Annotated in this window: 22 protein-coding genes and 5 pseudogenes; 15 read left to right on the forward strand and 12 right to left on the reverse strand. The window is 66.5% G+C overall.

The genetic code is table 11. The annotated features are described in order from the left end of the window. The first annotated feature begins 32 nt into the window (after window positions 1-32). Together JT1_RS11635 and JT1_RS11640 are read left to right on the forward strand one after the other, a co-directional pair. Window positions 33-1,529: a multicopper oxidase family protein gene (locus JT1_RS11635; RefSeq protein WP_068326531.1), complete on the forward strand. Its 1,497-nt coding sequence runs from the start codon at window positions 33-35 to the stop codon at window positions 1,527-1,529. 158 nt (window positions 1,530-1,687) lie between these two features. After that, complete coding sequence (locus JT1_RS11640; protein ID WP_255218317.1) at window positions 1,688-2,419, forward strand: F510_1955 family glycosylhydrolase; 732 nt, start codon at window positions 1,688-1,690, stop codon at window positions 2,417-2,419. Between the two features lie 104 nt (window positions 2,420-2,523). Here the strand turns inward: JT1_RS11640 and JT1_RS11645 are convergent, their stop codons facing one another. Then, a complete protein-coding gene (locus JT1_RS11645; protein WP_068326538.1) occupies window positions 2,524-2,931 on the reverse strand; it encodes a four-helix bundle copper-binding protein in 408 nt (135 codons plus the stop codon). Window positions 2,932-3,112: 181 nt separating this feature from the next. Between JT1_RS11645 and JT1_RS17910 the strand changes: the two genes are divergently transcribed. The 10 genes from JT1_RS17910 to JT1_RS11695 all read left to right on the forward strand — a co-directional run bounded on the left by JT1_RS17910 (window position 3,113) and on the right by JT1_RS11695 (window position 12,614). Continuing rightward, window positions 3,113-3,688 carry a YdhK family protein gene (locus tag JT1_RS17910; RefSeq protein WP_082807635.1) on the forward strand — a complete coding sequence of 192 codons (576 nt, stop codon included), beginning with the start codon at window positions 3,113-3,115 and terminating at the stop codon, window positions 3,686-3,688. Window positions 3,689-3,829: 141 nt separating this feature from the next. Then, window positions 3,830-4,171, forward strand: coding sequence for an NADH-quinone oxidoreductase subunit A (locus JT1_RS11655; RefSeq protein WP_218005597.1), 342 nt, complete (start codon window positions 3,830-3,832; stop codon window positions 4,169-4,171). Beyond that, a complete protein-coding gene (locus JT1_RS18955) occupies window positions 4,162-5,304 on the forward strand; it encodes a hypothetical protein (RefSeq protein WP_068326543.1) in 1,143 nt (380 codons plus the stop codon). Before JT1_RS11655 ends, JT1_RS18955 begins: the two co-directional genes overlap by 10 nt. A gap of 10 nt (window positions 5,305-5,314) precedes the next feature. After that, on the forward strand, window positions 5,315-6,232 hold the full coding sequence (locus tag JT1_RS11665) for a complex I subunit 1 family protein (protein ID WP_255218318.1): 918 nt from the start codon (window positions 5,315-5,317) through the stop codon (window positions 6,230-6,232). Between the two features lie 3 nt (window positions 6,233-6,235). Next, window positions 6,236-6,799: an NADH-quinone oxidoreductase subunit J gene (locus JT1_RS11670; RefSeq protein WP_068326548.1), complete on the forward strand. Its 564-nt coding sequence runs from the start codon at window positions 6,236-6,238 to the stop codon at window positions 6,797-6,799. Continuing rightward, complete coding sequence (locus tag JT1_RS11675; protein ID WP_068326552.1) at window positions 6,796-7,098, forward strand: NADH-quinone oxidoreductase subunit NuoK; 303 nt, start codon at window positions 6,796-6,798, stop codon at window positions 7,096-7,098. Before JT1_RS11670 ends, JT1_RS11675 begins: the two co-directional genes overlap by 4 nt. Next, entirely contained in the window at window positions 7,095-9,005 is a 1,911-nt protein-coding gene (locus JT1_RS11680; RefSeq protein WP_068326555.1) for a proton-conducting transporter transmembrane domain-containing protein, read from the forward strand. Before JT1_RS11675 ends, JT1_RS11680 begins: the two co-directional genes overlap by 4 nt. Before the next feature lie 2 nt (window positions 9,006-9,007). Then, window positions 9,008-10,498 carry a complex I subunit 4 family protein gene (locus tag JT1_RS11685; RefSeq protein WP_068326558.1) on the forward strand — a complete coding sequence of 497 codons (1,491 nt, stop codon included), beginning with the start codon at window positions 9,008-9,010 and terminating at the stop codon, window positions 10,496-10,498. A gap of 2 nt (window positions 10,499-10,500) precedes the next feature. Beyond that, window positions 10,501-11,934 (forward strand): NADH-quinone oxidoreductase subunit N, encoded by a 1,434-nt coding sequence (locus JT1_RS11690; protein WP_218005598.1) that lies wholly within the window; start codon window positions 10,501-10,503, stop codon window positions 11,932-11,934. 254 nt (window positions 11,935-12,188) lie between these two features. Beyond that, on the forward strand, window positions 12,189-12,614 hold the full coding sequence (locus tag JT1_RS11695; protein WP_169701967.1) for a DUF2752 domain-containing protein: 426 nt from the start codon (window positions 12,189-12,191) through the stop codon (window positions 12,612-12,614). A 180-nt stretch (window positions 12,615-12,794) separates the two neighbouring features. Here JT1_RS11695 and JT1_RS11700 read toward each other — a convergent pair whose 3' ends face one another. From JT1_RS11700 to cmtR, 6 genes and pseudogenes are all read right to left on the reverse strand, one after another. Beyond that, complete coding sequence (locus tag JT1_RS11700; RefSeq protein WP_068326574.1) at window positions 12,795-13,553, reverse strand: cytochrome c biogenesis CcdA family protein; 759 nt, start codon at window positions 13,551-13,553, stop codon at window positions 12,795-12,797. Next, window positions 13,550-14,005, reverse strand: a complete 456-nt coding sequence (locus tag JT1_RS11705; protein WP_068326577.1) for a TlpA disulfide reductase family protein — start codon at window positions 14,003-14,005, stop codon at window positions 13,550-13,552. The genes JT1_RS11700 and JT1_RS11705 overlap by 4 nt, the downstream gene beginning before the upstream one ends. 282 nt (window positions 14,006-14,287) lie before the next feature. Then, on the reverse strand, window positions 14,288-14,920 hold the full coding sequence (locus JT1_RS11710; RefSeq protein ID WP_068326580.1) for a vitamin K epoxide reductase family protein: 633 nt from the start codon (window positions 14,918-14,920) through the stop codon (window positions 14,288-14,290). Continuing rightward, on the reverse strand, window positions 14,901-15,545 hold the full coding sequence (locus JT1_RS11715; protein ID WP_068326583.1) for a DsbA family protein: 645 nt from the start codon (window positions 15,543-15,545) through the stop codon (window positions 14,901-14,903). The genes JT1_RS11710 and JT1_RS11715 overlap by 20 nt, the downstream gene beginning before the upstream one ends. Next, window positions 15,542-17,507 (reverse strand): annotated as a pseudogene (locus JT1_RS11720) (heavy metal translocating P-type ATPase). Before JT1_RS11720 ends, JT1_RS11715 begins: the two are co-directional and overlap by 4 nt. A gap of 2 nt (window positions 17,508-17,509) precedes the next feature. Continuing rightward, window positions 17,510-17,890 carry a Cd(II)/Pb(II)-sensing metalloregulatory transcriptional regulator CmtR gene (cmtR, locus tag JT1_RS11725; RefSeq protein ID WP_068326586.1) on the reverse strand — a complete coding sequence of 127 codons (381 nt, stop codon included), beginning with the start codon at window positions 17,888-17,890 and terminating at the stop codon, window positions 17,510-17,512. A gap of 85 nt (window positions 17,891-17,975) precedes the next feature. On the opposite strand from cmtR, the gene JT1_RS11730 reads away from it, so the two are divergent. Both JT1_RS11730 and JT1_RS11735 read left to right on the forward strand, forming a co-directional pair. Then, window positions 17,976-18,353, forward strand: a complete 378-nt coding sequence (locus JT1_RS11730; RefSeq protein WP_068326588.1) for an ArsR/SmtB family transcription factor — start codon at window positions 17,976-17,978, stop codon at window positions 18,351-18,353. Further along, entirely contained in the window at window positions 18,353-19,345 is a 993-nt protein-coding gene (locus tag JT1_RS11735; protein ID WP_082807638.1) for a cation diffusion facilitator family transporter, read from the forward strand. The genes JT1_RS11730 and JT1_RS11735 overlap by 1 nt, the downstream gene beginning before the upstream one ends. On the opposite strand, the pseudogene JT1_RS11740 reads toward JT1_RS11735, so the two are convergent. The 5 genes and pseudogenes from JT1_RS11740 to JT1_RS18410 all read right to left on the reverse strand — a co-directional run. Continuing rightward, window positions 19,309-19,536 (reverse strand): annotated as a pseudogene (locus JT1_RS11740) (integrase core domain-containing protein); the annotation flags it as partial. The gene JT1_RS11735 and the pseudogene JT1_RS11740 overlap by 37 nt on opposite strands. A 26-nt stretch (window positions 19,537-19,562) precedes the next feature. Then, window positions 19,563-20,708 (reverse strand): IS110 family RNA-guided transposase, encoded by a 1,146-nt coding sequence (locus JT1_RS11745; protein WP_068326595.1) that lies wholly within the window; start codon window positions 20,706-20,708, stop codon window positions 19,563-19,565. A gap of 243 nt (window positions 20,709-20,951) precedes the next feature. Beyond that, window positions 20,952-22,014, reverse strand: a pseudogene (locus JT1_RS17915) (IS3 family transposase); the annotation flags it as partial. Between the two features lie 18 nt (window positions 22,015-22,032). Beyond that, window positions 22,033-22,602 (reverse strand): annotated as a pseudogene (locus tag JT1_RS11765) (IS256 family transposase); the annotation flags it as partial. A gap of 534 nt (window positions 22,603-23,136) precedes the next feature. Next, the gene (locus JT1_RS18410; protein WP_169701968.1) at window positions 23,137-24,681 is read right to left on the reverse strand and encodes a chymotrypsin family serine protease; all 1,545 of its coding nucleotides are present in this window, start codon (window positions 24,679-24,681) and stop codon (window positions 23,137-23,139) included. A 4-nt stretch (window positions 24,682-24,685) separates the two neighbouring features. Between JT1_RS18410 and JT1_RS11770 the strand changes: the two are divergent. Next, a pseudogene (locus tag JT1_RS11770) lies at window positions 24,686-25,757 on the forward strand (IS256 family transposase); the annotation flags it as partial. Between the last annotated feature and the right edge of the window lie 7 nt (window positions 25,758-25,764).

The following is a 25,764-nucleotide window of genomic DNA, read 5'->3' on the forward strand; positions in this document are numbered from 1 at the left end:
TGCGTCGGCACATCGACACTTGGAAGGGAACTATGAACACCATCACTCGCCGTGGCCTGCTGATCGGCGGCCTCGGTGCCGCCGGCACAGTCGGTTTGGGAGCCTATGCCGCCACCCAGGGATCGAGTCCAAGTACACCGAAGGGCCCGTTCGGTGCCCCGACGCCTGTCTCACCTGACCGTGGCCAGGCGGTGGTGACCAAGACGTTGACCGCCAAGCCGATCACCCTCGACCTGGCGGGCCGCACCGTCTCGACCTGGGGATACGGCGACGCCGTGCCGGGCCCGCTTCTGCGAGCCAACGCCGGCGACTTCCTGCGCGTCACTCTCGACAACCAGCTGCCGGACGAGACCACCATCCACTGGCACGGTATTCGTCTGCGCAACCAAGCCGACGGGGTCCCCGGCATGACCCAGGACCCGGTGAAGCCAGACGCCTCCTACGTCTACGAGTTCACTGCGCCCGACCCGGGCACGTACTTCTTCCACCCCCACGTAGGCGTCCAGCTCGACCGTGGGTTGTACGCCCCGTTGATCATCGACGATCCGAAGGAGCCAGGGGACTACGACACCGAGTGGGTCCTTGTCCTCGATGACTGGATCGACGGAACGGGCACCACACCCGAGCAGGTCCTGGATGAGCTCGTGGCCAATGATTCCGGATCCGGTGGCATGGATGGCATGGACCACGGCGAGATGGATGGCATGAGCCGAGGCACCACGGACGAGGCCGGGCCTTGGGGTGACGCCGGAGATGTGACCTATCCCTACTTCCTCATCAACGGGCGCCCGCCCGCAGACCTTGAGACGCTCACTGCCAAGCCTGGGCAGAAGGTTCGTCTGCGATTCATCAACGCCGCCTCCGACACCATCTTCGCCGTCGCTCTCGGAGGGCATCGGATGACGATCACGCACAGCGACGGATTCCCTGTCCAACCGACCGAGACAGATGCGTTCTACATCGGGATGGGTGAACGGTACGACGCGATCGTCACCCTTGGCGACGGGGCCTTTCCCTTGGTGGCCAAGCCGGTCGGCAAGACCAGCGGTGGCCAGGCCATGGCCCTGATCCGCACCGGAAGCGGCAGTGCACCCGGTGAGGGCGCCAACCCACGAGAACTGTCCGGGAAGGTCCTCATCGGCTCCGACCTCCGACCCACCCAGGCTGCCAAGCTACCCAGCAGGACTGCTGATGCGACCACGCGGCTGACCCTCACCGAATCGATGCAGCCCTACGCGTGGGGGATGAACGGGGCGCCGTTCGGCGAGAACGAACCGTTGACCGTCCAGGCCGGGCAACGACTGCGGATCAACGCCACCAACATGACGATGATGACCCACCCGCTGCACGTGCACGGGCACACCTTCGCCCTGCCCTCCGGGCTCAGGAAGGACACTGTCCTCATGGCCCCGATGCAGTCATTCGCCATCGACCTCGACGCTGACAACACAGGTGACTGGATGATCCACTGCCACAACATCTACCACGCCGAGGCTGGCATGATGATCGCCCTGAAGTACACCACATGAGGCCCCTTCGACGACGTGCTGTCCTTGGTGTCGCTACCGCCGCTGTCGTGGCGTTGCTGGCCGCCTGTTCGTCCACCTCCGAGACCGGGACGCCCCAGTCCGCCGGTAGCCAGTCGTCGACCCCTGCAGGAGGCGCTGCGGCCGAACAGCCCACACCCATGCTTCATGTTCACGGGATCGCCCGACATCCGCTCACCGGCGACCTTCTCGTGGCCTCACACCAAGGCTTGTTCCAGAAGGTCGATGGCAAACTCGCCCGCATAGGGCCTGCCATCGACCTCATGGGCTTCACCATCGACGACGACGGCACCCTGTACGCCTCCGGCCACCCAGCGCCCGGCACCGATCTGCCCCAGCCAGTCGGTCTCATCACATCCCAGGACACAGGCCGGACCTGGCAGGTCGCTTCACTCGGTGGACGCTCGGACTTCCACGCCCTGACGGTCGGCCCAGACGGCGTCATCGGGTTTGACGGAACGCTCCGACACACCAGCGACAACACGACCTGGACCACGCGGGACATCCCCTCGCCGCCACGAGTACTGGCCGCTGCTCCGACGTCGGGGAAGGTGCTGGCCACCACGAGCGCTGGCCTGCTCATGAGCCAGGATCAAGGGGCGACCTGGAGCTCTCTCGACCCACCGCAGACCGCCGTCCTCGTCGCTTGGGCCGACGAAGAGACCATCGTGACCTCGTCAGCCGAAGGAAGACTGGCGACCAGCAGGGACGCCGGCCAGACCTGGACCCTTCATCCCGAGAGCATCGGTCAGGCCGAAGCGCTGTGGGCGGGCCGCACCAGCGACGGGCAGCTGGAGATCATCGCGTCTGTCGATGGGCGCGTGATCAGCACCACGGATGCAGGAACGACCACTCAGACACTGGTTCAGTGACCCGTCGTCGCCGTCCCTGTGCATCATCGGGTGGCCTTCATCCAGACCTTGATGGTCCGTCTGGCCGGACCGGGGGTGGCGCACGATTCGCGCCCGGTGGACAGTCAATTGAGTGAGTTGATCAGCTCGCGGCACGCCTGCTCGCACCGCCGGCACGCCTCGGCGCAGATGCGGCAGTGCTCGTGCATCGAGGCATGCTTCTCGCAGCTGTCGCCGCACGACGTGCACGCTGTTGCGCAGACCTCAAGAAGGGCCCGCGTGACATTGGCGTCATAGCCGGTGTGGCGCGAGAGCGCCGATCCGGTGGTCGTGCAGATGTCCGCGCAGTCGAGGTTGGCGCGGATGCATTTGGTGAGGTCCGCGACCGTGTCTTCGCTCAGACAGGCATCGGCACAGGCAGTGCAGGTCTGGGCACATTCGAAGCAGGCTTGGATGCATTCGGTCCACTTGGCCCTGTCGATGTTCCCCAAGTCCTTCGGGTAGGCCTCGAGCATTTGCTCCACGGTGTGCATGCTTGGCTCCTTCATACGGTCGAGCGACGCGAAGGCCGACCTTGCGGCGCGTAGCGAGTTCGGGAAGTACCCGAGCGAGGTATCCCGAAACACGCGGCCGGTTCGCTGGCCACTCACCAGCACGATTCACGATACCCCGAAGGGGTATACGGTTGAGAAGACACAAGTGAAGGGAGAGGGTATGACAACGGCCAATCGGAAGGTTTGCGCGGTCGCGATTGCTGCTGCTGCAGCAGTCGCGCTGCTTGCAGGGTGCGGAGGCGCTGCTGAGGACGACTCGCCGCAGTCGTCGATGACGTCCCACTCGTCTGCGTCCGGCAGTGAAACGAGTGGGGCAATGGGAGGCCATGCCCACAAGCCCGAGGGCGGGCCTCCTCCGGAGGGTATGGAGAAGGCGAACTCGCCGACGTATCCCGTCGGCACCACGGTGACGCTGACTGCTGACCACATGCCGGGAATGAAGGGAAGCGAGGCGACCATCTCGGGCGCCTTCGACACAACCGCCTACTCCGTCAGCTATACACCCACGGACGGCGGTGAGCGGGTCACGAACCACAAGTGGGTCGTTCGTGAAGAGCTCGAGAACCCCGGCAACGCGCCGCTGGAAGAGGGTACCGAGGTCGTCCTGGACGCCGATCACATGGCCGGCATGGATGGCGCCGAGGCGACGATCGACAGCTCGACCGACGAGACGTCGTACATGGTCGACTTCACGATGGATGGCATGAAGATGACCAATCACAAATGGGTCGTGTAGAGCGAGATCCAGCCACTCAAGTGACCTGAACGGTGAGATGCTGCTGAGTGCGCAGGCAGTGGCAGACGACGCCCTTTTTGCGTTGATCCTCTGCTGCCTCACAGAAGTTTGTTGTCTCCAGGTCAAGAAGGGCGGATCGCGGTGTACGGGATCGTGGCTATGGCGCTGGTAGCTGTGTTCGCTGTGGCGTTCCTGTATGCGCTTCACCGGACTGTCAGTGTGCTGGCCGAGCCACTGACGGTGCTCCCGGCGCAGTCGGGGTGGTTGCCCCAGGAGCATGCGCTCTCCCGATTCCACGCCCGCTGGTATCCCGCCTCCATCGTCTTCCTCGCCTTCGACGTCGAGATGCTGTTCATGTACCCGTGGGCAGTGATCGTGGCCGAGGAAGGGATGACTGCGGTGGTGGAGATGTTCCTCTTCCTCGGAGCCCTGCTCATCGCAGTGACGTGGGTCTGGCGGGAGGGGGTCTTCCGATGGGCCTGATCCGGGTCCTCGCCCATCTGGCGGTCAACTCCACCCGTGTCCTGATCGTCGAGGCACCGGGTCACTGGCTCACGCGCGTGGAGCTCGAGCAGCAGATGGCGCTCCGAGGCTGGCGTGCGGCATGGACGCCGGCAAATGCGGACGTGCTGGCCGTCTGCGGTGTGCCAGGTCCCGAGCTGGCAGAACTCGCGGAGCGCCTGTGGGAGCAGATGCCCGGCCCGCGGGCGCGCGCCGATGTCCTGTCGCCCATAGCTGTGGGCGATGCCCTCGATGCCGCCGCAACGCTTTTGCTCGACATCCCGCATCAGCGGATGGACGCCCAAGCACGGGTGCGAGAGCCTCAGATTCCGGACGATCACGGCCAGATGGACGACGGCGGGCACGAAGGCATGGACCACGGGGACCACGGCGGGCACGAAGGCATGGACCACGGGGACCACGGCGGGATGGACATGGCCCCGGCCGGGATCGCGCTGGCCGAAGGTGGTCAGGACCGGGACGGTCTGGAGATGGATGTCCTGCATCTCCCACTTGGTCCTGTGCTTCCGTTTTGGCCGGCTGGACTGGTGCTGCTCTGCTCGCTACAGGGTGATGTCGTGGTCGATGCCGTGGCGTCCGTCGTCGACGGTGCGGGCCAGGCAGCCAACAGCAAGGAGCCCCAGACCTCACCGGTGCCTGCGTCTGCAGTGCGGTGCGATGGAGTCATGGCGCTGCTGGCGTTGGCCGGGGCGGATGATGCGGCCGCGCGTGCTCGCCGGGCTCGGGACGCCCTGGTGCGTGGCGATCAGGGTGCCGCCCGGGATGCCGTCGAGCGGTTGCACCGCACGATCCTGAGGTCCTGGATGCTGCGCTGGTCCCTGCGGGGGGTACTGGTCCTCGATCAGTCCGATCTGGCACGGCACGACCTGCCGGAGGTTTGCCGAGGAGACGCCCACGACCGCCTGTCGTCCATGGTGGAGGCGCTTCGGACCGAGATCGGCGGCGCAGGTGTGGTGTCGGCCGTGACGGGCACAGTGCCGTGGGAGGCTGTGCCGCAGCTGGTGGTCGGGTTGGAGCTGGCCACCGCGCGACTGGCCGTGGCCAGCTTGGGTCTGGAACCGTTCACGCTCGCCCAGGGGGTGGGGCATGCCTGAAGGTGTGCTGGTGACCATTCCCGTGGGGTGGGCCGTGCTGGCCGGCATCGTCCTGTGCGCTCTGGCTTACTTCGCGGTGGCGCTGGACGCGGTGCTTTCGGCCCGTGAGCGCGGCGTTGGCGGCGGGTGGGCCGCGCCGCTGAGCCGCGCTGCGCGGCTGTTGCGGCAGCGGCGACGCGCCCCCGTGGCCGCGGACATTCTGCTGTGGCGGATCGGTGGCGCCGGGATGTTCATCGGCGCGTTCTTGACGGTCGCGGTCATTCCGATGGGCCGGTGGGTGCTGGCCGATCCCGATGTGGGCATCGTGTGGTTCAACGTCGTCGACGTCATGGTCTGGGCCCTGGTGTGGCTGACCGGGTGGGGCGCAAACTCCGCCCACAGCTTGGTGGGCGGCTATCGCTTCCTGGCCCATGGACTGGCCTACGAACTGCCGCTGATGTTCGCCCTGGTCGCTCCGGCGATCGCCGCCGGCAGCCTGGGTGTCGGGGACGTGGTGGCCGCCCAGGACGGCGCGTGGTTCGTGGTGTGGATGCCGGTCGCCTTCCTCGTCTACCTGGTGGGCGTGACGGGGTTCTCCGTGTGGGGACCGTTTGCTCCCGCGCTGGCAGCGGACATCGCCGGCGGGGTGCTGGCCGAGCTCTCGGCCGTGGACCGTCTCGTCTTTCAGGCTGGGCGCTACCTGTTCCTAACCGCTGGAGCGGCCTTCTCAGTGCCGCTGTTCCTGGGCGGTGGCGCCGGGCCGGTGTTGCCCGGCTGGGCTTGGGTGCTGGTCAAGACCGTGGTGGTGTTGGCCGTGCTGGTATGGCTGCGCCGAAAGGTTCCACTGTTGCGCCCGGACCGGTTCATGGAGATCGGGTGGATGGTGCTGCTCCCGGCGGTCGTGGCCCAGGACCTATTGGTGTCCCTCATCGTCGTCCGGGGAGGGTGACCCGTGCTGATCGGAGTGGCGTTCTGGGTGGTGGCCGTGATGGCCGTGGCCTCGGGCGTGGCCGTGTTCGTGGTGAACTCCATGGCACGAGCCACGTATGCCCTAGCCCTGTCGTTCATCGCCGTGGGAGTGCAGATCCTTCTGCTGGAGCAGGGCTACCTGGGGTTGATCACAATCTTGATGATGGTGATGGAGATGGCGGTGATGGCCGTCTACATGGTGATGTTCATGGGGATGAATCCTGCGCTTATGCCCATGGACATGACCCACGGGAAGAAGACCGCTATCGGTGCATCGGTCGGAGCCTTCGTGCTGCTGGCCAGTGGTTCGCTGTTCATCCCTTGGCCGCAGCGCCGTGGCGCCGCTTCCGAGGATCTCACTCGCGCGCTCGGTCTGGAGATCATGGGCGAGAAGATGCTGGTCATGGCCGTGCTGGGACCGGTCATGGTCGCGACCATCGTGGCCGGGGTGGTCCTGGCTACCCACCGCACCCGCTATGAGCGGTTCGGCGACGATCTGCGCCGCCACCCGGCCAACGACCCCCGACAAGGAGGTGTCGGCCAGTGACCCTCGAGGCTGTGCTGGTGGTGGCTGCCGCCCTGTTTGCGGTGGGCCTGTATGGCGCCCTGTCTCAGCAGGTCGTCGTGATGGTGATGATGGGCCTTGAACTGATGATCAACGGGGTGCTCCTGGCTGCCGCCGGGTTCTGGTTCTTCTTGGCCCCGGACCCGACTGGGCAGGTCCTGCTGCTGGTGGTGCTAGCCGCGATGACGGTGGAGATGGCCATGGGCTTCGCGGTGGCCACGCTGCTGCACCGACGGGCACAGACGGACATGACCGACATGGCCGAGGAGCTGTCCGGATGAGCGGGCCCCAAACTGCGCTGCTGGCGATGGTGGTACTCCCGGCCACCGTGGGTGGCGTGCTCGCCCTCGCCCGCCCGCACCGTGGTGCGGTACCGATCGCGCTGGTGACCTCCGGGCTCACGACTGTCTTGGCGTTCGCCACTGCGCTGGCGCGGCCGGCCGTGTCCTACCCCTTCGTCGCCGGCGCCGACTTTGCCCTGGACGTCGATGCCCTCGCGGCGCTGGTCGTGCCGATGGTCGCCACCGTGACCTTCCTGGTGCTGATCTTCGCGGCGGGAAACATCCGGGAGTCCCGGGCTCGATTCCACGGGCTGATGCTCATCTTCGCGGCGGCCGCCCTGGTCACGGCGACCGCCGCGACCATCCCGGCGCTGCTGTTCGCCTGGGAGGTGATGGGCGCGACCTCCTACGCCCTGATCGGGTTTTGGTGGCGCGACTCCGAGCGTGTCTCAGCGGGGCTGACGGCCTTCATCACGACGCGCACAGCTGACTTGGGCCTCTACGTCGCTGCGGGCGCTGCCCTGGCCGGTGGGGCGGGCATGGCCTTGGCTGACCTGCCGTCCGCGCAGGGGCCGTGGCGGGATGTCGCCGCCGCCGGGATCCTGGTGGCGGCACTGGGCAAGGCAGCGCAGCTGCCCTTCTCCTTCTGGCTCTCCGGAGCGATGAAAGGGCCCAGCCCGGTCAGCGCGCTGCTGCACTCCGCTGCGATGGTCGCCATGGGTGGCTACCTGCTGTTGCGCGTGGAGCCCCTGTTGGCCGCGACCGGGTGGGCCGGTCCGCTGACCGCGTGGGTCGGCGTGCTCACGGCGGTGCTCATGGGGCTGGTGGCGTTGGCGCAGCGGGATCTCAAGCAGTTGTTGGCCGCTTCCACGGCCGCCCAGCTGGGCTTCGTGGTGCTCGCCGCCGGTGTCGGCGCGGTCAGTGGCGGCGTTGGCCACCTGGTGGCGCACGCCTCGGTCAAGGCACTGCTGTTCCTGGCTGCGGGCGCCTGGCTGACCGCGTTGGGGAGCGAGGACCTGACGAAACTGCGGGGTGTCGCCCGTCGGTGGCCGGTCGTGGGGGTGGCCGCGAGCGTGGCGGCGCTGGCTCTGGCCGGGATCGCACCGCTGTCCCTGTGGGCGACCAAGGATGCCGTGCTCACGGCCGCGCTCGAGTCATCCCCGTGGCTCTACGCTGCAGGGCTACTGGCCGCGGCATTGTCGGCGGCATATGCCGGCAAGGTCCTGTGGGCGATCTGGTGGCGCGGTGCCCGCGCCGAAGCGCGGGCCGACCACGCCGGCGAGGTGGGCGCCTGGGAGCAGGCCCCGCTGGTCGTGTTTGCCGTTGGCGCGGTCGTGCTGGGTGTGCTCGTCCTGCCTCCGATCAGTGGCATGCTCGTCGGCACCCTGGGCGGCCACGCTCAGATCCCGACCGTCGAGCTGGCCGTCTCTGCCGTGACCGCAGTGGTCGTGGTGCTGCTGATGCTGCGAGTGCGTGCCCCCGCGCCGAGGTGGGCTCGGCGGTGGCTGGGGCTGGAAGCGGCGGCGCAGGCCGTCGTGGTGCGCCCGTCCTTGACCGTGGCGCACGCTCTGGCGCGGTTCGACGACCACGTCCTGGACCGGGCCGTGAATGCCGTGGCCGGATCGGTCCTCATGCTGGCGCGGTCAGCTGCCCGCGTCGATGACCACGTCTTGGACCGGACCGTTGCAGCCGTGGCCGGGTCGGTCCTCATGCTGGCGCGGTCAGCTGCCCGCGTCGATGACCACGTCCTGGACCGGGTCGTGTCGGCTATCGCTGGCCGGGTTCGCCGACTCGGGCACCTGGCGCGGGCCCCGCAGACAGGGGCCATCCACCAATACTTTCTCCAGACCGTCGCCGTCCTCGCCGCCGGCGCCGTGGTCTGGTCCGTCTACGCCGTGATGGGTTGAGCATGCTGAGTCTGATCGTCTTCCTTCCCCTGGTCGTCGCCGTAGTCGTGGCTACGGTTCCCTCGCTCGGCGCCGCGGCTGCGCGGTGGGTGTGGGTCGCGGTCAGCGCCGTGGACCTGGTGCTCGTCGGCGTCCTCTGGGCCGGGTATGAGGATCCGGGGCCGAACGGGTTGGCGTTCGAGGAGCAGGTGCCGTGGATCCCGGGGGTCGGCAGCAGCTACCACGTCGGCGTGGACGGGCTCTCGTTGCCGCTGGTGGCCATGACGGCGGTCATCTTCCTGGCGTGTGCCGTCTTCGCTCTTCGGGACGGTGAGCGGCCCCGTGCGCAGACGGCTCTCTTCCTGTTCCTGCAGGCCGTAAGTCTCGGGGTGTTCGTGGCTGCCGACCTCATCGTGTTCTTCGTCTTCTTCGATCTGTCCATCGTGGGCATGTACTTCGTCATCGCTGGGTGGGGTCACGGGAATGCCGCCCGTTCGGCACTGAAGTTCTTCCTCTACACCTTCCTGGGGTCCCTCGCCCTCCTGCTGGGCTTCATCGGCCTGTACGTGGCCTCGGACCCACACACCTTCGACATCCCCGAGCTCGTCGCGGCCGCCCCGCTGGAGGACAGCCCGCTGGCCGGAGGACTGGTGCTGGCGGCGATCCTGGTGGGTCTGGCCGTGAAGACCCCCACCGTGCCCTTCCATACCTGGCTGCCCCCCGCCCACACCGACGCCCCGGCCACCGGTTCGGCGGTGCTGGCTGGGGTGCTGCTGAAGATGGGCACCTATGGCTTCGTGCGCATCGCCATGCCGATCCTGCCCGAGGCGTGGCGGGCATGGGCCTGGGTGATCGTGGTGGTCGGCATCGTCTCGGTGCTGTATGGAGCATTCGTGGCACTGGCCCAGACCAACCTCAAACGCATGATCGCCTACACCTCCGTGAACCACATGGGCTACATCGTCCTGGCCCTGGGCGCGGTCGGCCTCATCGCCGGTGACACCGCCCAGGCCCGATCCGTGGCAGTCACCGGCGCGGTTGTGCAGATGATCAGCCACGGGCTGATCACTGCCGCGCTCTTCCTCCTGGCCGGGGTGATGCGCACCCGCGCCGGCACCTACGACATGGGTGCCTACGGTGGCCTGGCTACACCCGCGCCGCGTTTCGCGGCACTGTTCGCGATCGCGGCCTTCGCCTCACTGGGCCTGCCCGGGTTCTCCGGGTTCATCGCTGAGTTCCAGATCTTTGCCGGCAGCATCGCCGTCGCCCCGGTCACCGCGATCGCTCTGCCGGGCATCCTGCTCACTGCCACCCTGTTCCTGCTGGCGCTGCAGCGAGTCTTCACCGGCCCCACGCAGGGCCAGTCACCCGGGTTCGCGGACCTGCACGGTCGAGAGCTGTGGTCGATCGGCCCACTGCTGGCCCTGTCCCTGCTCATCGGGGTGCTACCGCAGGTGCTGCTCGGGGTGATCGAGCCGGCCTCGGCCGCCCTCGTCGACCTGGTCGGCAGGTAACCGTGGACGCCTCGATGCAGATGCGCCCCGAACTGTTGCTCCCAGAGATCATCACCTTCCTCGGTGGCCTGATTGTCCTGCTGGGCGGCTCGTTCCTGCCCAGACACCGGCAGTGGATCGCCCGCGCCGTGGCCGCCCTGGCGCTACTGGCTGCCGCGACCGCGGCGGCCATGGCCATGGCCGGGCCCGCGCAAACCGCATTCTCGGGAACCTTCGCCGCGGACACCGCCACCAGCGCCGCCCGGGTGATCGCCGCGTTGGCCACCCTGCTGGTCCTGGGCGTGGCCTCCGGAGAGATCGCCAACTCCCCGCGCGAGTCCGACACCTACGCCCTGCTGCTCTTCGCCACCACCGGGGTCATGGTTCTGGCCGCGGCCACCGACCTGCTCGTGCTCATCGTCGGATTCCTGCTGGCCAGCATCCCCCTGTACGGGATCGTGGGCCTGACCGGCGGTCGCTCCGGGGCCGAGGCCGCCATGAAGACTTACCTCATGGGCGCGCTGTCCGGGATCCTGCTCATGCTCGGGGTCACCCTCCTCTACGCCCTGACCGGCGCCACCGACTACGCCCAGCTCAAAGACGAACTACCTGGCGCCCCGGCCGCAGCCGTGGGCGCGGGCGTGCTGTGCGTGCTCACCGGGCTGCTGTTCAAGGCCGGCGGAGCGCCCGTCCACTTCTGGATCCCCGACGCCGCACAAGGTGCCGGTGTGACCGCCGCGACCTTCCTCACCACCGTGCCCAAGATCGGAGCGCTGGTGGCCGTTTACCGGCTCATGGCCATGGTCTCTGCCGGGAACGAGTCCTGGCTGGTCGTCGTGGCGGTGCTGGCCACGGCATCGATGTTCCTGGGCAATCTGGCCGCCTACTGGCAGCGCGATCCTCGCCGACTGCTGGGCTGGTCGACGGTCTCCCAAGTCGGGTTCCTGCTCGTGCCCGTGGCCGCCGCCGGCCGCAGCGATCTTGCCCTGCCCTCGCTCCTTTTCTACCTGGCCGCATACGCCCTGACCAACGTTGCCGCCTTCGCAGTGACTGCGACGCTTCCCGATCACCGCGAACTGGACACCTACCGTGGGCTGGCCAGGACCCGGCCCGGGCTCGCACTGGCACTGCTCGTCGCCCTGCTGGGCTTGGTCGGCACCCCGCCCACGGCCGTGTTCGTCGGCAAGCTCGCCGCTGCCACCGCCGTCTGGGACGGCGGACACGGATGGCTTGCCTTGATCGTGATGATCAACAGTCTGCTCAGCCTCTTCTACTACCTGCGCTGGCTCGGCCCCGCTTTCGCACCCCCGACCCAACCCTGTCCGGAGACTTCTCGAACGGACGAGGTCGCGGCTTGGCCTGCGGCGACCGCCGCTGTCGCTGCCACCGCGAGCCTGGGGCTCGGCATCGGTGCAGGATTTCTGTGGGCAGCCTTGGACGGCCCGTCGCTGCTCTAAGAGCCAGTAATCGCCTCCGTGACGGGATCTCACAAGGCCAACGAGGACCGCGGAAGACAAGTCCAAGGAACTCGCCGTCGTCTATCGCGTCAACAAGGTGGGGACGCGTTCATCACCTGCGAAAGCTTGGGCATCTGGATGATCGTCGATGCTATTCTCTTGGCGATGCGAACAAGGATCGACGCGAGCAGGCGCGCGGTGCGATGAGCGGTGCGACGTTCCCGTACCGACGCCGGGTGCACCACGCTCGGGGGGTGCAACTCGCTTCGCGCATCGTCGTGCTCGGGCTCGCGGCGCTCAGCGCGACGGCGCTGGTGATCGCGCGTCTGTGGCCCGTGTACTCCGTGGACTCCGGACCGACGACGTGCCTGTTTCGGATCCTGACAGGGCTGCCCTGTCCAGCCTGCGGGATGACTCGCTCCTGGGTCCACCTGGCCCACGGGGACGTCGCTACGGCGTTCGAGTACAACCTGTTCGGGCCGCCGGGCATGGCGGTAGCGGTCGGCATTGTGGCGTACACAGCGGTCGCGCTCGTGCGGCGGCGGCGTCCGGAACGACTGCTCGACGTCGTCAGCCCGAAACTTGCACTGGGCCTCGTGGCCATGTGGATCGGGTACTCCGTCGTGAGGATGGTCAGTATCGGGATGGGGCAGGAGTACTTCGCGCTGGTCGTCTCGTGAGTCGAGGACGGCGCGTCCATACCAGGCTCGTCCTTGCAAGAGTGCAGTGCGGGAAATTGATGCGGTGGCGCAGCCGCGCTCGGATGATCCCCATCGTGAATGGGCGCATCGAGTGGCGATGATCACCCCACAATCACGGACGGCCCGGAACCGGACATCAGTGGGCCACGCTCCTTCACATCAGAGGGGCACTTCCCAGCCGCTGATAAGTCTGGTTTGCAGCCGCTGGACGATCGCATCCCAGCCGCCGGTGAGCAGGAGTGTCCCGACGATGATCAGCAGGGTTGCGCCGACGACCTGGATCGCGCGCTGGTGTCGTTGCAGCCACGACGAGACCGGCGCCCAGCGCTCGTAGGCCGCGGCGATGAGGATGAAGGGCAGGCCGAGCCCGAGGCAGTAGGCCACGGCGAGAACGACAGCTCGGGTGATCGAGGCGTCGCTGGCGAGGTTGAGCGCGAGGACCGCGGCGAGTGTCGGGCCCATGCAGGGCGCCCAGCCCAGACCGAAGACGGCCCCGAGGACAGGGGCCCCGGCCAGGCCAGTGGCGGGCTTGATCGGCAGCCGGAAGGTCCGCTGCGAACCGGCGCCGAGGAAGACAAGGGCCATGAGAATCACCACTACGCCACCGATGCGCATCAGCGGCTCTCGGTGCTCAACGAGCGCGCGGCCGGCGGTGGCCACGAACATCGAGGCAAGAACGAAAACGAGGGTGAAGCCGAGGATGAACAGCAGCGCGCCCACGACCATCCGGCCGCGGCTGCGCTTCTCCAGTGCTACGTCGGATAGGCCGGTGACGTAGCCGAGGTAGCCCGGTACGAGGGGTAACACGCAGGGCGTGGCGAAGGAGACGAGCCCGGCGAGGGCCGCGACGAGCGCCGCGAGAGGCAGAGCCCCACTGGCGACCTGGTCACTGAGCCCGGTCGTGAACGCGACGATCATCGGCCCTCCTCGGCGAGGGTGTCCTCGATCAAGCCTTGGAGGGTCGACTGCGTGGTCGCTCCGAGGACAACCGCAGCGATACGACCCTGGCGGTCGAGGACAGCGGTGGAGGGCTGGGTCGTCATTTTGCCTTGCATGGCGATCGAGGTGGCGCCGGACTTGTCGTAGATCGAGGGCCAGGTGAAGCCCCACGTCTTGGCTTGTGATCTGCCGGTCTCCACGGAGGACTCCCGGAAGTTGATCCCGACAAGCTCCACGTCCTCCCCCTTCAGCTCCTTGTTCAGCGCCACGAGGTGTGGGGCTTCTTTGGCGCAGGGTCCGCACCAGCTGGCCCAGACGTTGACGACGACGACCTGGCCGCGGTGATCGGCGCTGTCCCACGTCTGGCCGTCAAGCGTTTCACCGGCGAGCTCGACGGGTTCGCCGCGCTGGGTCTCGTCGAAGGCGGTCACGCTGCCGTCCCCGGATCGATAGCCGAGGTCTTGCTCATCCTTGGCACCGGAGGAGGAGCACGCGGCGAGACCACCGGTGGCAGCGACAGCACCGGCCGCGGCGAGGAGACTTCGGCGGGAGGGACAGCGTGCGGTCATTCGGGTCTCATGCTCCTGAGGTTGTCGCCGCGCGTACGTGGATGCGCGGAAAGGTATCGGGGTCGTCGTTCATCAGTGCCGAAGCGGCTGGAGGATTCCGCTCGGCCTCTCGGCGTGATGGCGATTCGGTCCACGGGTCAGTGATCACAGGAGCGTGACCCAGTAGTCCCAGAACCTGATAGCGATGAGCACGATGATCACGAGGTACCAGGCGGTCAGTGCTGCTGCGCGGTACTCGATGAGCATTGCTACCACCCCGGGAACGTGCCGAGCTGTGGTGGCTCGCCAACGCTGGAGGGTGTGGATGGTGGTGTGCCAGAAGACGGCGATGGTCACGACCCACACGATCATGCAGTAGGGACACAGGGCGCCGATGACGTACAGGCTCTGGAAGATCAGCCAGTGGATGAACGTCACCGCGAGGGTTACCGCCGCCTGGGTCGCCACCCACAACCATGCAGGAAGGCTCGTGGCACTGACCAGGACTGCTCCGAGCATGGCAAGGGCCGCGAACCCGGCGACTCCGATGAGCGGGTTGGGGATACCGAAGGCGTCTGCCTGCGGGGTGACCATGACCGAGCCGCAGGACAGGATCGGGTTGATGCTGCAGGAGGGGACGTAGTCCGGGTTCTTGAGCAGCTCGATCTTCTCCACGAGCAGCACGACGGCGCAGAGCAGCCCGACCAGGCCCCCGACGAGGTACAGCCAGCCCAGTCCACGTGCGTTGACCGCAGTCGCCGGGGTGACGACGGCCGGCTCAGTCTTCGATTGCGGCATCAAGCTTGGTCTCGAAGTCGGCGATGGTGGTCGGCTCGATCTTTTTGCCGTCGAGGAAGAACGTGGGTGTGCCGGTGACGCCCAGTGTCTGGGCGTCCTTCGTGCTCTGCTCGATGCGCTTCGCGGCGGCGGGGTCCTTCAGGCTGGCGCGGTACTGCTTCATGTCCAGCCCCAGCTCCTGGGCATATCCCTCGAAGGTCTTCTCCTTGGACGACTCAGAGTGGCTCCACTCGGCCTGCGTCTCGAAGAGCTTGTCGTGCATTTCCTCGAACTTGTCCTGTTCACGGGCGGCCTCGGCAGCCAGTGCCGCGTTCATCGAGTTTCCGTGGAGGGGGAGGTAGCGCACCACGAAGGTCACGTCGTTGCCGTACTTCTCTCGCAGGTCTGTCATGACGGGGTGGGCTGCGCCGCAGGCCTCGCACTCGAAGTCGAGGTACTCCACGAACACTGCCTTCTTGCCGGAGGTCAGGCGGGGGCTGTCATCGCGCACCAAGGGCGCGGACGCCCCGCTTCCGGACCCCGTGGGTGCCGCTTCTTCGCTGGCCCGGCTGAACGTCACCGCAGCGACCAATGCCACCAGGACCGCCACGATCATGGCCATGGACAGTTTCAGGCTCTTGCTCATCGGGTTCCAATCATCGAAGGGCGCTGCTGGCGCGCAGAGTAGTCATCGTTTCTGGCCTCAGGCTGGGAATGGCGCTGGGTGCGGATAGCTCGCAAACCGTTGGCGATGACGATGACCTCGGCGACCTCGTGGACCAGCACGACCGCGGCCAAACCCAGCACGCCGAACAGAGCGAGCGGGAAGAGGACCGCGATCAGGGCCACGGACAGGACGACGTTTTGGGTCATGATCGCTCGTCCGCGGCGGGCATGTGCGAGGGCTTGTGGCAGCAGCCGCAGATCAGTGGCCGGTGAAGGCAACGTCTGCGGACTCGACTGCAGCGGCGGAACCGCTGGCGCCCATCGCGATACCGACGGTGGCCGTGGCCAGCGCGGGCGCGTCGTTGATGCCGTCGCCGATCATCGCCGTCGGGGCCGTGGCCATCAAGGCGCGGATGTGGTCGGCCTTGTCCTGGGGCAGGGTCTCCGCGTGAACCTCTCGGATGCCGGCTTCACCGGCGATGGCCTGCGCAGTGCGAGTGTTGTCACCGGTGAGCATCACGGTGGACACCCCCTGCTGGTGCAGGGCGGAGATGGCCTGGGCCGCTTCAGGGCGCAGCTCGTCGCGGATGCCGATCACGCCGCATGCTTGATCGTTGACCTCGACCACAATGAGGCTCATGCCTTGGGTGGCCATGGCGTCGGCCTGCCCGCTCAGGTCGTTCGGGGCGACCCAGCGGGGGCTGCCAACGCGTACCCGGAGTCCGTCCACCAACCCGGTGACGCCGTGTCCGGCGTGCTCGTGGACGTCGCTCGCCGCAGGATGATCTGGTGAGGCAGCGACCACTGCCGCCGCCAGGGGGTGGGTGCTGGTGGCCTCCAGTGCCGCTGCCAAGGAGAGCACCTCCGCGTCGGTGTGACCGTTGGCCGCGTGCGTGGCCACCACCCGGGGCTCGTTGCGAGTCAGGGTGCCTGTTTTGTCGAAGGCGACCGTGCGGATCGTCCCGAGTTGCTCGAAGGCTGCTCCGGACTTGATGATCACCCCGAACTTGCTGGCCGAGCCAATCGCTGAGATCACCGTGACCGGGACCGCGATCGCCAAGGCGCAGGGTGAGGCCGCGACCAGCACCACCAGCGCACGCTCGATCCACGTCTCTGGGTCGTCCACGACGAACCCGTACGCCGCGATCAAAGCCGCGGCCAGCAGCACCAATGGGACGAGTGGTTGGGCGATGCGGTCAGCCAGGCGCGCACGCTCGCCCTTGTCCGCGTGAGCCTGCTCGACGAGCTCGACCATCTGGGTCAGGGAGTTGTCGCGCCCGTCGGCGACTGCTGTGATGCGCAACGTGCCCGAGGTGTTGACCGATCCGGCCGCGATCTCGTCGCCAGGCGCGACTTCGACGGGGATCGACTCGCCGGTGATTGCCGAGGTGTCCATCCACGAGTGACCCGCCTCGACGACGCCGTCCGTGCTGACCCGGTCGCCAGCGCCGACGAGAAGGACATCGCCCCGCCGGACCTGCTCGGCGGGGATCCGCTCGTCCGTTCCCGCTCGTGAAACGACAGCGGTTTCCGGGATCAGGGACAACAACGCCCGCAGCCCGTGACGGGCCCGGTCCATGGCGCGGTCCTCAAGCGCCTCGGCGATCGAGAACAGAAAGGCCAGAGCTGCTGCCTCGCCCAGGTGCCCCAGCAGGACGGCACCCGTACCGGCGATCGTCATCAGCAGGCCCACACCCAGCCGGCCCTGCCCACGCCCCGTGACTAGGCGGCGGATGGCAGCCGGAGCAAAGGTCCAGGCACCCGCAGCCAAGCCGATCGCGTAGGACAGCACGCTCAGGCCCTCGGCGCCGCCGAATTCCAGCAGCAGTCCGGTCAGCCACAGCACTCCAGCGGAGGCTGGCAGTGCCAAGCCCTGATCACGCCACCACGGCGCGAGATCCTCAGTCACGGGCCCGTCCGTTCCGCAGCACACATCACTCATCGTCAGACCCTCTGCTCATCGGCAACCAGCGCAGGTGCAGTCCCGCAACACAACGGCACGTCACAGTTCGCGTCCATGCAGGGGACCCCGTCGTCGACCGCCAAAACCACGTCCATCAACGACTCCAACGCCCGAGTCAGATGCGCATCGGCGATCTCGTAACGGGTCCGACGGCCTTCCGGCGCGGTGATCACGATCCCGCAGCCACGCAGGCACGCGAGATGATTCGAGACATTCGTGCGGCTCAGATCGAGATCGCGGGCCAACTGCGCCGGATAGCTCGCGTCCTGCAACAACGACACCAAGATCCGCGCTCGAGTCGGGTCCGCCATCGCCCTACCCAATCGATTGAGCACGTCCAGTCGAGCAGCACTATTCAGCATTCAGTGACCATACATTGAAGACTGACTTGTGGGCCAGTCGAGCAACGGATGCCAACTGATCGCTCCATGGCGGTAGCATCGCTTCATGACGATCAATAGCCAGCCTGAAGGTCCGGCTGCGATGGAAGTGTCTGACGCCTGCGCTGCCTTGTTCCATGCCTTGGCCGAGCCCACGCGCTTGGCGCTCCTGAAGCACCTCTCCAGTGGGGAGCATCGGGTCCGTGACCTGGTCGACCACATGCACCTTGCTCAGTCGACGGTGAGCAAGCACTTGGCGTGCCTGCGGGACTGTGGGCTGGTGAGGGTGCGGACCGAGGGCCGCGCGTCGTGGATCTCGTTGACCGATCCGTCCCGACTGTCTGACCTGTTCGAAAGCGCGGATGCGCTACTGGCAGCGTCGGGCGCGTCGTTGTCCCTGCGCGAGCACCGTGACCACGACCAACTTGCGACCGAGGAGGTCTGATGGGATCCGACCACCACCACGGCCCGGCAAATGGGCAAGCGGGCAGCGGCTTGCGCAACCGCCTTCTGATTGCTTTTGGCATCACCTCGTTCATCGTCATCGCGCAGGCGATCGGAAGCGTCATCACCGGCAGCCTGGCGCTCCTGACGGACACCGCCCACGCTCTATCGGACTCCACCGGCCTGCTGGTCGCGGTCATCGCGGCCACCATGATGCTGCGGCCCCCCAGCAGCCAGCGCACGTGGGGTTTCGCGCGAATCGAGATCGTCGCTGCCCTAGGCCAAGCGGTGTTGCTGCTGCTGGTGGGTTCTTACGCGGCCATCGAAGGGGTCCGCCGACTGGTTGAGCCCACGCAGGTCCAAGCCAGGGAACTGCTGCTCTTCGGCATCATCGGACTCGCGGCGAACATCGCTGCGATGGTGGTCCTGTCCTCCAGCCGCGACGCGAACTTCAACATGCGCGCGGCGTTCCTCGAAGTGCTCAACGACGCCTTGGGTTCCCTCGGGGTGATCGTGGCCGCCATCGTGATCGCCACCACGGGGTTCCAACGAGCGGACACCATCGCCGGGCTGTTCATCGCGGCCTTGATCCTCCCCCGCGCTTACAAGCTCTTACGCGAGACCGTGCGGGTGCTGATGGAGTTCACCCCGAAGGACGTCGACCTGGACGCCGTGCGGACACACATCCTTGAGCTGGAGCATGTTCGTGAGGTCCACGACCTGCACGCCTCCACGATCGGCACTGGCCTGCCCGTCATCTCCGCGCACGTCGTGATCGACGACGAGTGCTTCGAGTCGGGCCACGCACCACAGATTCTGGAGCAGATCACTTCGTGCGTGAAGGAGCACTTTCCCGTTTCCTTCGAGCATGCCACCATCCAACTGGAGACGGCCGCAGTACGAGCGCGAGCATGTACCTCGGTTCAACGTGAAGCGCCCCAGGTTCTCTGCCGCTCTCATACGGGCTGCGGCTCGGGGTTGAGGGCAGCGTAGTGGGCGTGCTCGTACTCGATGGGCGGGATGTGGCCCAGCGAGCTGTGGAGCCGTCGGGCGTTGTACCAGTCGACCCAGCCGGCGGTGGCGTACTCGACGTCCGCGATGCTCTTGAACGGCCCGTCGTGGAAGACGGTGGTGCGGATGCACTCGGCCTTGTACAAGCCGTTGATCGTCTCCATCAGCGCGTTGATGCTCCTATAGATCGTCAAGTCGATCAGGCCGCGATTTCGAGCTCTCCATTAACGGGCTTGGCGATGGCGTCCGGGGCCGGCAGCAGGCGGAAGAGCTCGCGAGCGAGGTACCGCTTCAGGCACCGGATGATCTCCCGCTTCGACATGCCCTCGGCGGTGCGACGGGCCACGTAGTCGATCGTCGGCTGATGCCAGCGCATGCGCACGATGACCACGCGATACAGCGCGGCGTTGGCCTGCCGGTTCCCGCCGCGGTACAGACGGTGCCGGCTGTTGGTCTTGCCGGATCCAGCCGGGATCGGGCACGCGCCACACATCTTGGCAAACGCTGCCTCGGACTTGATCCGGTTGGCGTTGTCGCCGGCGGTGATCAGCATCTGTGCCGCAGTGTCGTAGCCGACGCCGACGGCCTCGACGAGCTGGGGCGCAGCGGCCGCAGTGAGTGCCTTCATTGATGCGGCGTGAGCCTTGGCCTCCTCGTGCAGCGCCAGCCAACGCTTCGCCATCGAGGACAGCACGTGTCGCATCGCCACATCCGGGTCGCCCGGCACAACAACGGCAGGTGCGCCACGGCGCACGGGCGGCAGTGGAGTCGGACCCTCCAGCGCCGCGCACGCGAGGATCAGCTTGTGGTCGGTGAGCGTCTCCAGCTCCGCCCGCAACGCCTCGCTCCCGGTCGCGAGGGTCGCCTTGAGCGTGATCATCGCGGTTGTCCGCGCTTGAACGGCACCGTCGTAGGCGATCTTGACCAGCCTGATCGTTTCGACCGCGCCGTCGGCGGTCTTGGGTGTCGACAGCCCGTGCCCAGCCAGGAGCTGGCGTGCAGCGTGCTCGGCATCGATGGTGTCGTTCTTCCCTGCGAGTCGACGTTCCGCGGCCCGTGCTGGGCGGGCGATCTCGTGGACGTCGTGACCGTGGTTGCGCAGGTAGCGCGCCAAGCCGACCCCGTAGGAGCCGGTGCCCTCGACGCCGAACCCGATCAGCCGACCGGCCGACCCGACGAAGGCCAGACAGAAGGCGAGGAGCTCCTCAAACCCGGCGATGGTGGTGGGCACGACGATGTCGCCGAGCCGGCCGCCAAAGCCGTCGATCGCGACCGCTACGTGGTTGTCCTTGTGGGTGTCGACGCCGACGATGACATCGTCACGCCGAAGCTGCATGCTGGGCATCGGGCTGTGGATCCTCTCTCGCACTTTCCGGGCGGGCTGTCCATGGCTCAGCTGGCCGGAGTGGGCGGACAGGACTGCGATGAGGCCCTGGTCGAGTCAGGCTCCTATCAGGTCACTGCCCACCCGGCCAGCAGCCTGGTGAACGCCACCACCCGGGGCCGACACGTCAACGCGAGGGCACCCGCAGGGCCGGTCATAAGCAAGGGTCAGACCCCAGGTGGTGGCGCAGTCACGATGCTCGCAGTCGTAGGCATCGCCGACCGACCCGATCGAGGGGCGGATCTGCTCAAGGGCAAGATGTTCCGTCAGCCGCAGACTCGTGTATTGCGACCCGGCATCCGAGTGGTGGATCAACTGGCCGGGATCCGCCAGGCGTCCCTCACGGCCGCGCTGCCAAATCGCCATCCGCAGCGGGACCATCACCAGATCGGTCTGCTTGGTCGTCGCAGCGTGCCAGGCCACGATCCGTTGGGCGTAGACATCGACGATGAACGCGACATAGGTGAAGCCCGCCCACGTCCTGACATACGTGAAGTCGGTGACCCACACCCGGTTGGGTGCCTCGGCGGTGAAGTCACGATCGAGCAGGTCACCGGCCCGGATGCCGTCCTTGGCCGGGATCGTGGTCCGAACGCCTTTGTCACGCCGCACGCCGACCAGACCAAGGGTGCGCATCGCCCGATCCACCGACCCGAACGAGGCGTCGGCGATGACGGTGCGACGTATGTAGGCGCTCATCTTCCGGCGCCCGTACAGCCCCTCCGGAGTCAACTTGCTGCGGCCGTGCTGGTCGGCTGGTCGGTGGTCCAAGCGATATCGCGCACCGCGTCCATGACCTGGGCGTCGGTGACGGTCCGTGTGGCTACGGCCCGCCCGACGCTCTTCCAGCTGCGGTAGGTCCGCGCGGCAACCTGACAGCCCTGCTCGCGCAGCACCCGGCAGATCGACTCGACCGCGTGGCCCTGGCTTCTCATGGTGTCGATGAATCCCATGATCAGCGGTTGCGGGGGTCGAGTTCCCCCGCGAAGAAAGTCGTCGCCGCTTTCAGCACGGCCACGTCCTCGCGCAACCGCCGGTTCTCGGCCCTCAACTTCTTGATCTCCTCAGACTCCTGCGTCGTGGTCCCCTCCCGACGGCCCGCGTCGATGTCCGCCTGGGCGACCCAGCGCCGTACCGACTCCCGCGAAACGTTCAGCTGCTTCGACACCGCGACCATCGCCTCGGTCATCGACGGGTACTCCTGCCGGTGCTCGATCACCAACCTCACAGCTCGAGCCCGCAACTCGGGATCAATCTTCTTCGGCATGTGCTCATCCTCCTGGACTCAAACAGGAGCGGCATCAAACCTGGGGCGCTTCACGTCGAGGCCGAGGTAGCGCCGACCTTCGGCCCATTCGTCGGTTTGCTCGGCCAGCACGGCGCCGACCAGGCGCACGATCGCGGCCCGGTTGGGGAAGATGCCCACGGAGTCGGTACGGCGTCGGATTTCGCGGTTGAGGCGTTCGGCGGGGTTGTTCGACCAGATCTGGGTCCACACGTCTTTGGGGAAGGTGGTGAAGGCCAGGATGTCCGCTCGCGCTGCGTCGAGGTGCTCGTGGACATCGGGCAGCTTGCCGTCGACGTAGTCCAGCAGCCGGTCGAACTGGGCCTGCACGGCGTCCTTGTCGGGCTGGTCGTACACCGAGTGCAGCATCGCTTTGACGGCCGGCCACATGCTCTTGGGTGTCACAGACATCAGGTTCGCGGCGTAGTGCGTCCTGCAGCGCTGCCACGCGGCGCCGGGCAGGTTCGCCGCGACAGCTTCGACCAGACCGGCGTGGGCGTCGGAGGTGACCAGCCGCACCCCGCTCAGCCCGCGGGCGCTCAGGTCGGCGAAGAACTCGTTCCACGTTGCGAAACCGGCCGTACAGGGTCCACTCTTGACCTTAAATCCCGTTCAGACGTGATCCGGACGGTTCTGCACTGACACTGGAGAGGCCACGACCTTGCACAACGGTCGGAGACTATTCACCGCAGCGAGCCTAGTCGGGCTCGCCCTTCCGACACTTCCCGCTTGCTCGACCAATGACGACTGTCGAGCGTACGCGACACCGTCTGCTGCCGCGCTTGCAGAGGGCCACCTCGCAGGAACTGCTCGAATCGTCGAAGTTGGTGAGGGCAAGTTGGTTCTAAGTACGGATGGGGGCACCAACTACACCCCAGCCGACTTCGTGGCGCGAACAATTGAACTTCAATTGAACGACTGCTCACCGCAGGACCTTCAAGAAGGCGAATGGGTGGCATACATTACTGACAAGAACGGCGGTGTCGAAAAGCTCGTCGAGGGCACGCCAGGCGTCGTTCCGATTAGCAGCAGTACGTCCCCGATTCCTGAGGAATGGCCGTCCTGAACGCACCTGCGTCTAGGACGGCCAAAGGTCGCAAACGCTTACTCGGTGACCAGATTCCCCATGTCGTACGTGTCGGCGTATCCGATCCAGCTGTAGTTCACAGCGCCGGGCCCTCCAGCGCTCACGGTCCCTCGTGCCGTGGCGCCCAAGGTGGATCCGGCCACCGCGCCTCCGCTGTCTCCGCCGGTAGCAGAGAAGGTGGCCGTGTACTGTCCGTACACACGGTCCCCGGTTGTACTGCTCTGATGCTGTGCGTTCGTCGAAGAAATGGTCCCGCATCGAGGGGAGTCATCGTTCCTGCCGAAGACGCACGCTGGGCCGCCCACCGTGCCTGCAGACTTCTGCTGAACCACTCGAGCCTTGTGAGAACTGTCGCCGTACACCCAAGGCCTTGCGTCGGACGCGACGATCCATCGGATATCGGCATGGGTTCCGTCCTTGAGAGCATTCAGCGAGTTAAGGTTGCCAAGTGACCACGTAGACTTCACCACCCCGCCATTTTCAGCATGCCAACAATGCCCCGCCGTGAGCACGCCGCGGCCACCAGGGCGATACATTACCCAGCCCGTCGAGCACGCACTATCCCAACGGGTGATACCCACACCCCCTCGCTGGGGATCGTTGCAGCCGTTTCGAGCGGTGCAAGCAAGATCACCCATGCTCCGGGTAACTCTGAACCTCGTATCGATGGCACTCAATGAGCTGCGCGCCGTCGCAGAATTCCGCTCAGCGGCCAACCGATTGGCATCGTCCGTCGTCTCGACATCAATCACAAGGCCGTTCCGAGCAGGATCTTCACCGATCGACTTCACGAGCTTAGACGAGCTACTGGACCACCAAGACTTCATGGCTGAGGTCAATTCAGCGGAAGAATTGGCGACTTCTCGTACCTCGATACTATCCTTCGACGAACCGGCGGCTTCAGCGACCTGGTCGAGTCTGGCGCGGAGAGTATCCGGGACCATTCCGTTCTTGAACTGGATGACGAAGCTCCCGCCATTCTTTACATCCAGATAGTGACCGGCGAAACCTTCCTCGCTAGTCAAGGTGGGAATACCATTCTCGACCGCCTGTACCAGCTTTTCTCGTTGCGTGATCTCGGCTTCTTCTGCTGCGGTGCCAATAAACCCGTACTGGTTGACCTCATCAGCAAGGACTGTGTCCGAGGCGGTGCGAGAAACGCCCTCGCTCGCCAATGCACGCTCTACGGCGGATCGAGTTCCGTCGAGTCCAAGTTCACCGCGAATTCGCATGCTTTCAGCCACTACGTCGTCCGTGGGGTTTGCCACACTTGTGAACACCGCCTTGGCGCCAAGATCTTCCGCAGCGCTACTGCCACTCGCGGGCACTGCCGAGATAGCCAGAAGACCGGCACCCCCGAAAATGCCGACACACGCTCGTCTCGAAAATGTCGAACTCATGAACACCCCTTGCTCGTCGATAGGTCGTCCGAACACTTGCGCAAGTTGAGTCCCCGATAGTGGTGTAGCGCGGTCGCCGACATGGTCTTGGTTGTGGACGTGGGTGCGGCCACCGCGTGATCCTTCGAGCGAACCTTCCACAGCACTCTCGAATGGAGTCATCACGATGACCGCACCACACATTGTCGACCCTGCCGGCCTGCTGGGTGAAGCCCTGTCCGAAAGCCTCCCCGGACTTGATGCGTTCCCTGCTGCAGACCATGATCAACGCGTTGCTGTCCGCGGACGCCGACGCCGTCGTCGGAGCCGAGTACGGCCGACCCAGCGCGACTCGCACGGCGCAGCGCAATGGCTACCGCCACCGCGACCTGGACACCCGCGTCGGCACGGTCGACGTCGCGATCCCGAAGCTGCGTAGCGGGACCTACTTCCCCGAATGGCTCCTCGAGCGCCGCAAGCGCGCGGAGTCCGCGCTGATCACCGTCGTCGCGGACTGCTACCTCGCCGGCGTGTCCACCCGCCGCATGGACAAACTCGTCAAGACCTTGGGGATCGACTCGCTGAGCAAGTCCCAGGTGTAGCGGATGGCCGCTGATCTGGACCAGATCGTCGAGGACTTCCGCCACCGGCCGCTGGCCGATGCCGGGCCGTTCACGTTCGTGTCCGCGGACGCGTTGACGATGAAGGTCCGCGAGGGCGGACGCGTGATCAACGCCGTCGCGCTGATCGCCGTCGGTGTCAACGCTGACGGGCACCGCGAGGTCCTGGGCCTGCGCGTGGCCACGTCCGAGACAGGTCCGGCGTGGAACGAGTTCTTCGCCGACCTGAGCGCCCGCGGGCTGAGCGGGGTGCGGCTGGTCACCTCCGACGCCCACGCCGGTCTGGTCGAAGCTGTCGCGGCGAACCTGCCCGGCGCCGCGTGGCAGCGCTGCAGGACGCACTACGCCGCGAACCTGATGTCTGTGACACCCAAGAGCATGTGGCCGGCCGTCAAAGCGATGCTGCACTCGGTGTACGACCAGCCCGACAAGGACGCCGTGCAGGCCCAGTTCGACCGGCTGCTGGACTACGTCGACGGCAAGCTGCCCGATGTCCACGAGCACCTCGACGCAGCGCGAGCGGACATCCTGGCCTTCACCACCTTCCCCAAAGACGTGTGGACCCAGATCTGGTCGAACAACCCCGCCGAACGCCTCAACCGCGAAATCCGACGCCGTACCGACTCCGTGGGCATCTTCTGAACCG

This window comes from Janibacter terrae NBRC 107853, assembly GCF_001591405.1.
Taxonomy (GTDB): Bacteria; Actinomycetota; Actinomycetes; order Actinomycetales; family Dermatophilaceae; genus Janibacter; species Janibacter terrae.

Coding starts and splice junctions, on each gene's coding strand:
- JT1_RS11635 (WP_068326531.1), top strand. CDS start 33: ATGAACACCATCACTCGCCGTGGCCTGCTGATCGGCGGCCTCGGTGCC.
- JT1_RS11640 (WP_255218317.1), top strand. CDS start 1,688: ATGCTTCATGTTCACGGGATCGCCCGACATCCGCTCACCGGCGACCTT.
- JT1_RS11645 (WP_068326538.1), bottom strand. CDS start 2,931: ATGCACACCGTGGAGCAAATGCTCGAGGCCTACCCGAAGGACTTGGGG.
- JT1_RS17910 (WP_082807635.1), top strand. CDS start 3,113: ATGACAACGGCCAATCGGAAGGTTTGCGCGGTCGCGATTGCTGCTGCT.
- JT1_RS18955 (WP_068326543.1), top strand. CDS start 4,162: ATGGGCCTGATCCGGGTCCTCGCCCATCTGGCGGTCAACTCCACCCGT.
- JT1_RS11680 (WP_068326555.1), top strand. CDS start 7,095: ATGAGCGGGCCCCAAACTGCGCTGCTGGCGATGGTGGTACTCCCGGCC.
- JT1_RS11685 (WP_068326558.1), top strand. CDS start 9,008: ATGCTGAGTCTGATCGTCTTCCTTCCCCTGGTCGTCGCCGTAGTCGTG.
- JT1_RS11700 (WP_068326574.1), bottom strand. CDS start 13,553: ATGATCGTCGCGTTCACGACCGGGCTCAGTGACCAGGTCGCCAGTGGG.
- JT1_RS11710 (WP_068326580.1), bottom strand. CDS start 14,920: ATGCCGCAATCGAAGACTGAGCCGGCCGTCGTCACCCCGGCGACTGCG.
- JT1_RS11715 (WP_068326583.1), bottom strand. CDS start 15,545: ATGAGCAAGAGCCTGAAACTGTCCATGGCCATGATCGTGGCGGTCCTG.
- cmtR (WP_068326586.1), bottom strand. CDS start 17,890: ATGCTGAATAGTGCTGCTCGACTGGACGTGCTCAATCGATTGGGTAGG.
- JT1_RS11730 (WP_068326588.1), top strand. CDS start 17,976: ATGACGATCAATAGCCAGCCTGAAGGTCCGGCTGCGATGGAAGTGTCT.
- JT1_RS11735 (WP_082807638.1), top strand. CDS start 18,353: ATGGGATCCGACCACCACCACGGCCCGGCAAATGGGCAAGCGGGCAGC.
- JT1_RS11745 (WP_068326595.1), bottom strand. CDS start 20,708: ATGCCCAGCATGCAGCTTCGGCGTGACGATGTCATCGTCGGCGTCGAC.
- JT1_RS18410 (WP_169701968.1), bottom strand. CDS start 24,681: ATGACTCCATTCGAGAGTGCTGTGGAAGGTTCGCTCGAAGGATCACGC.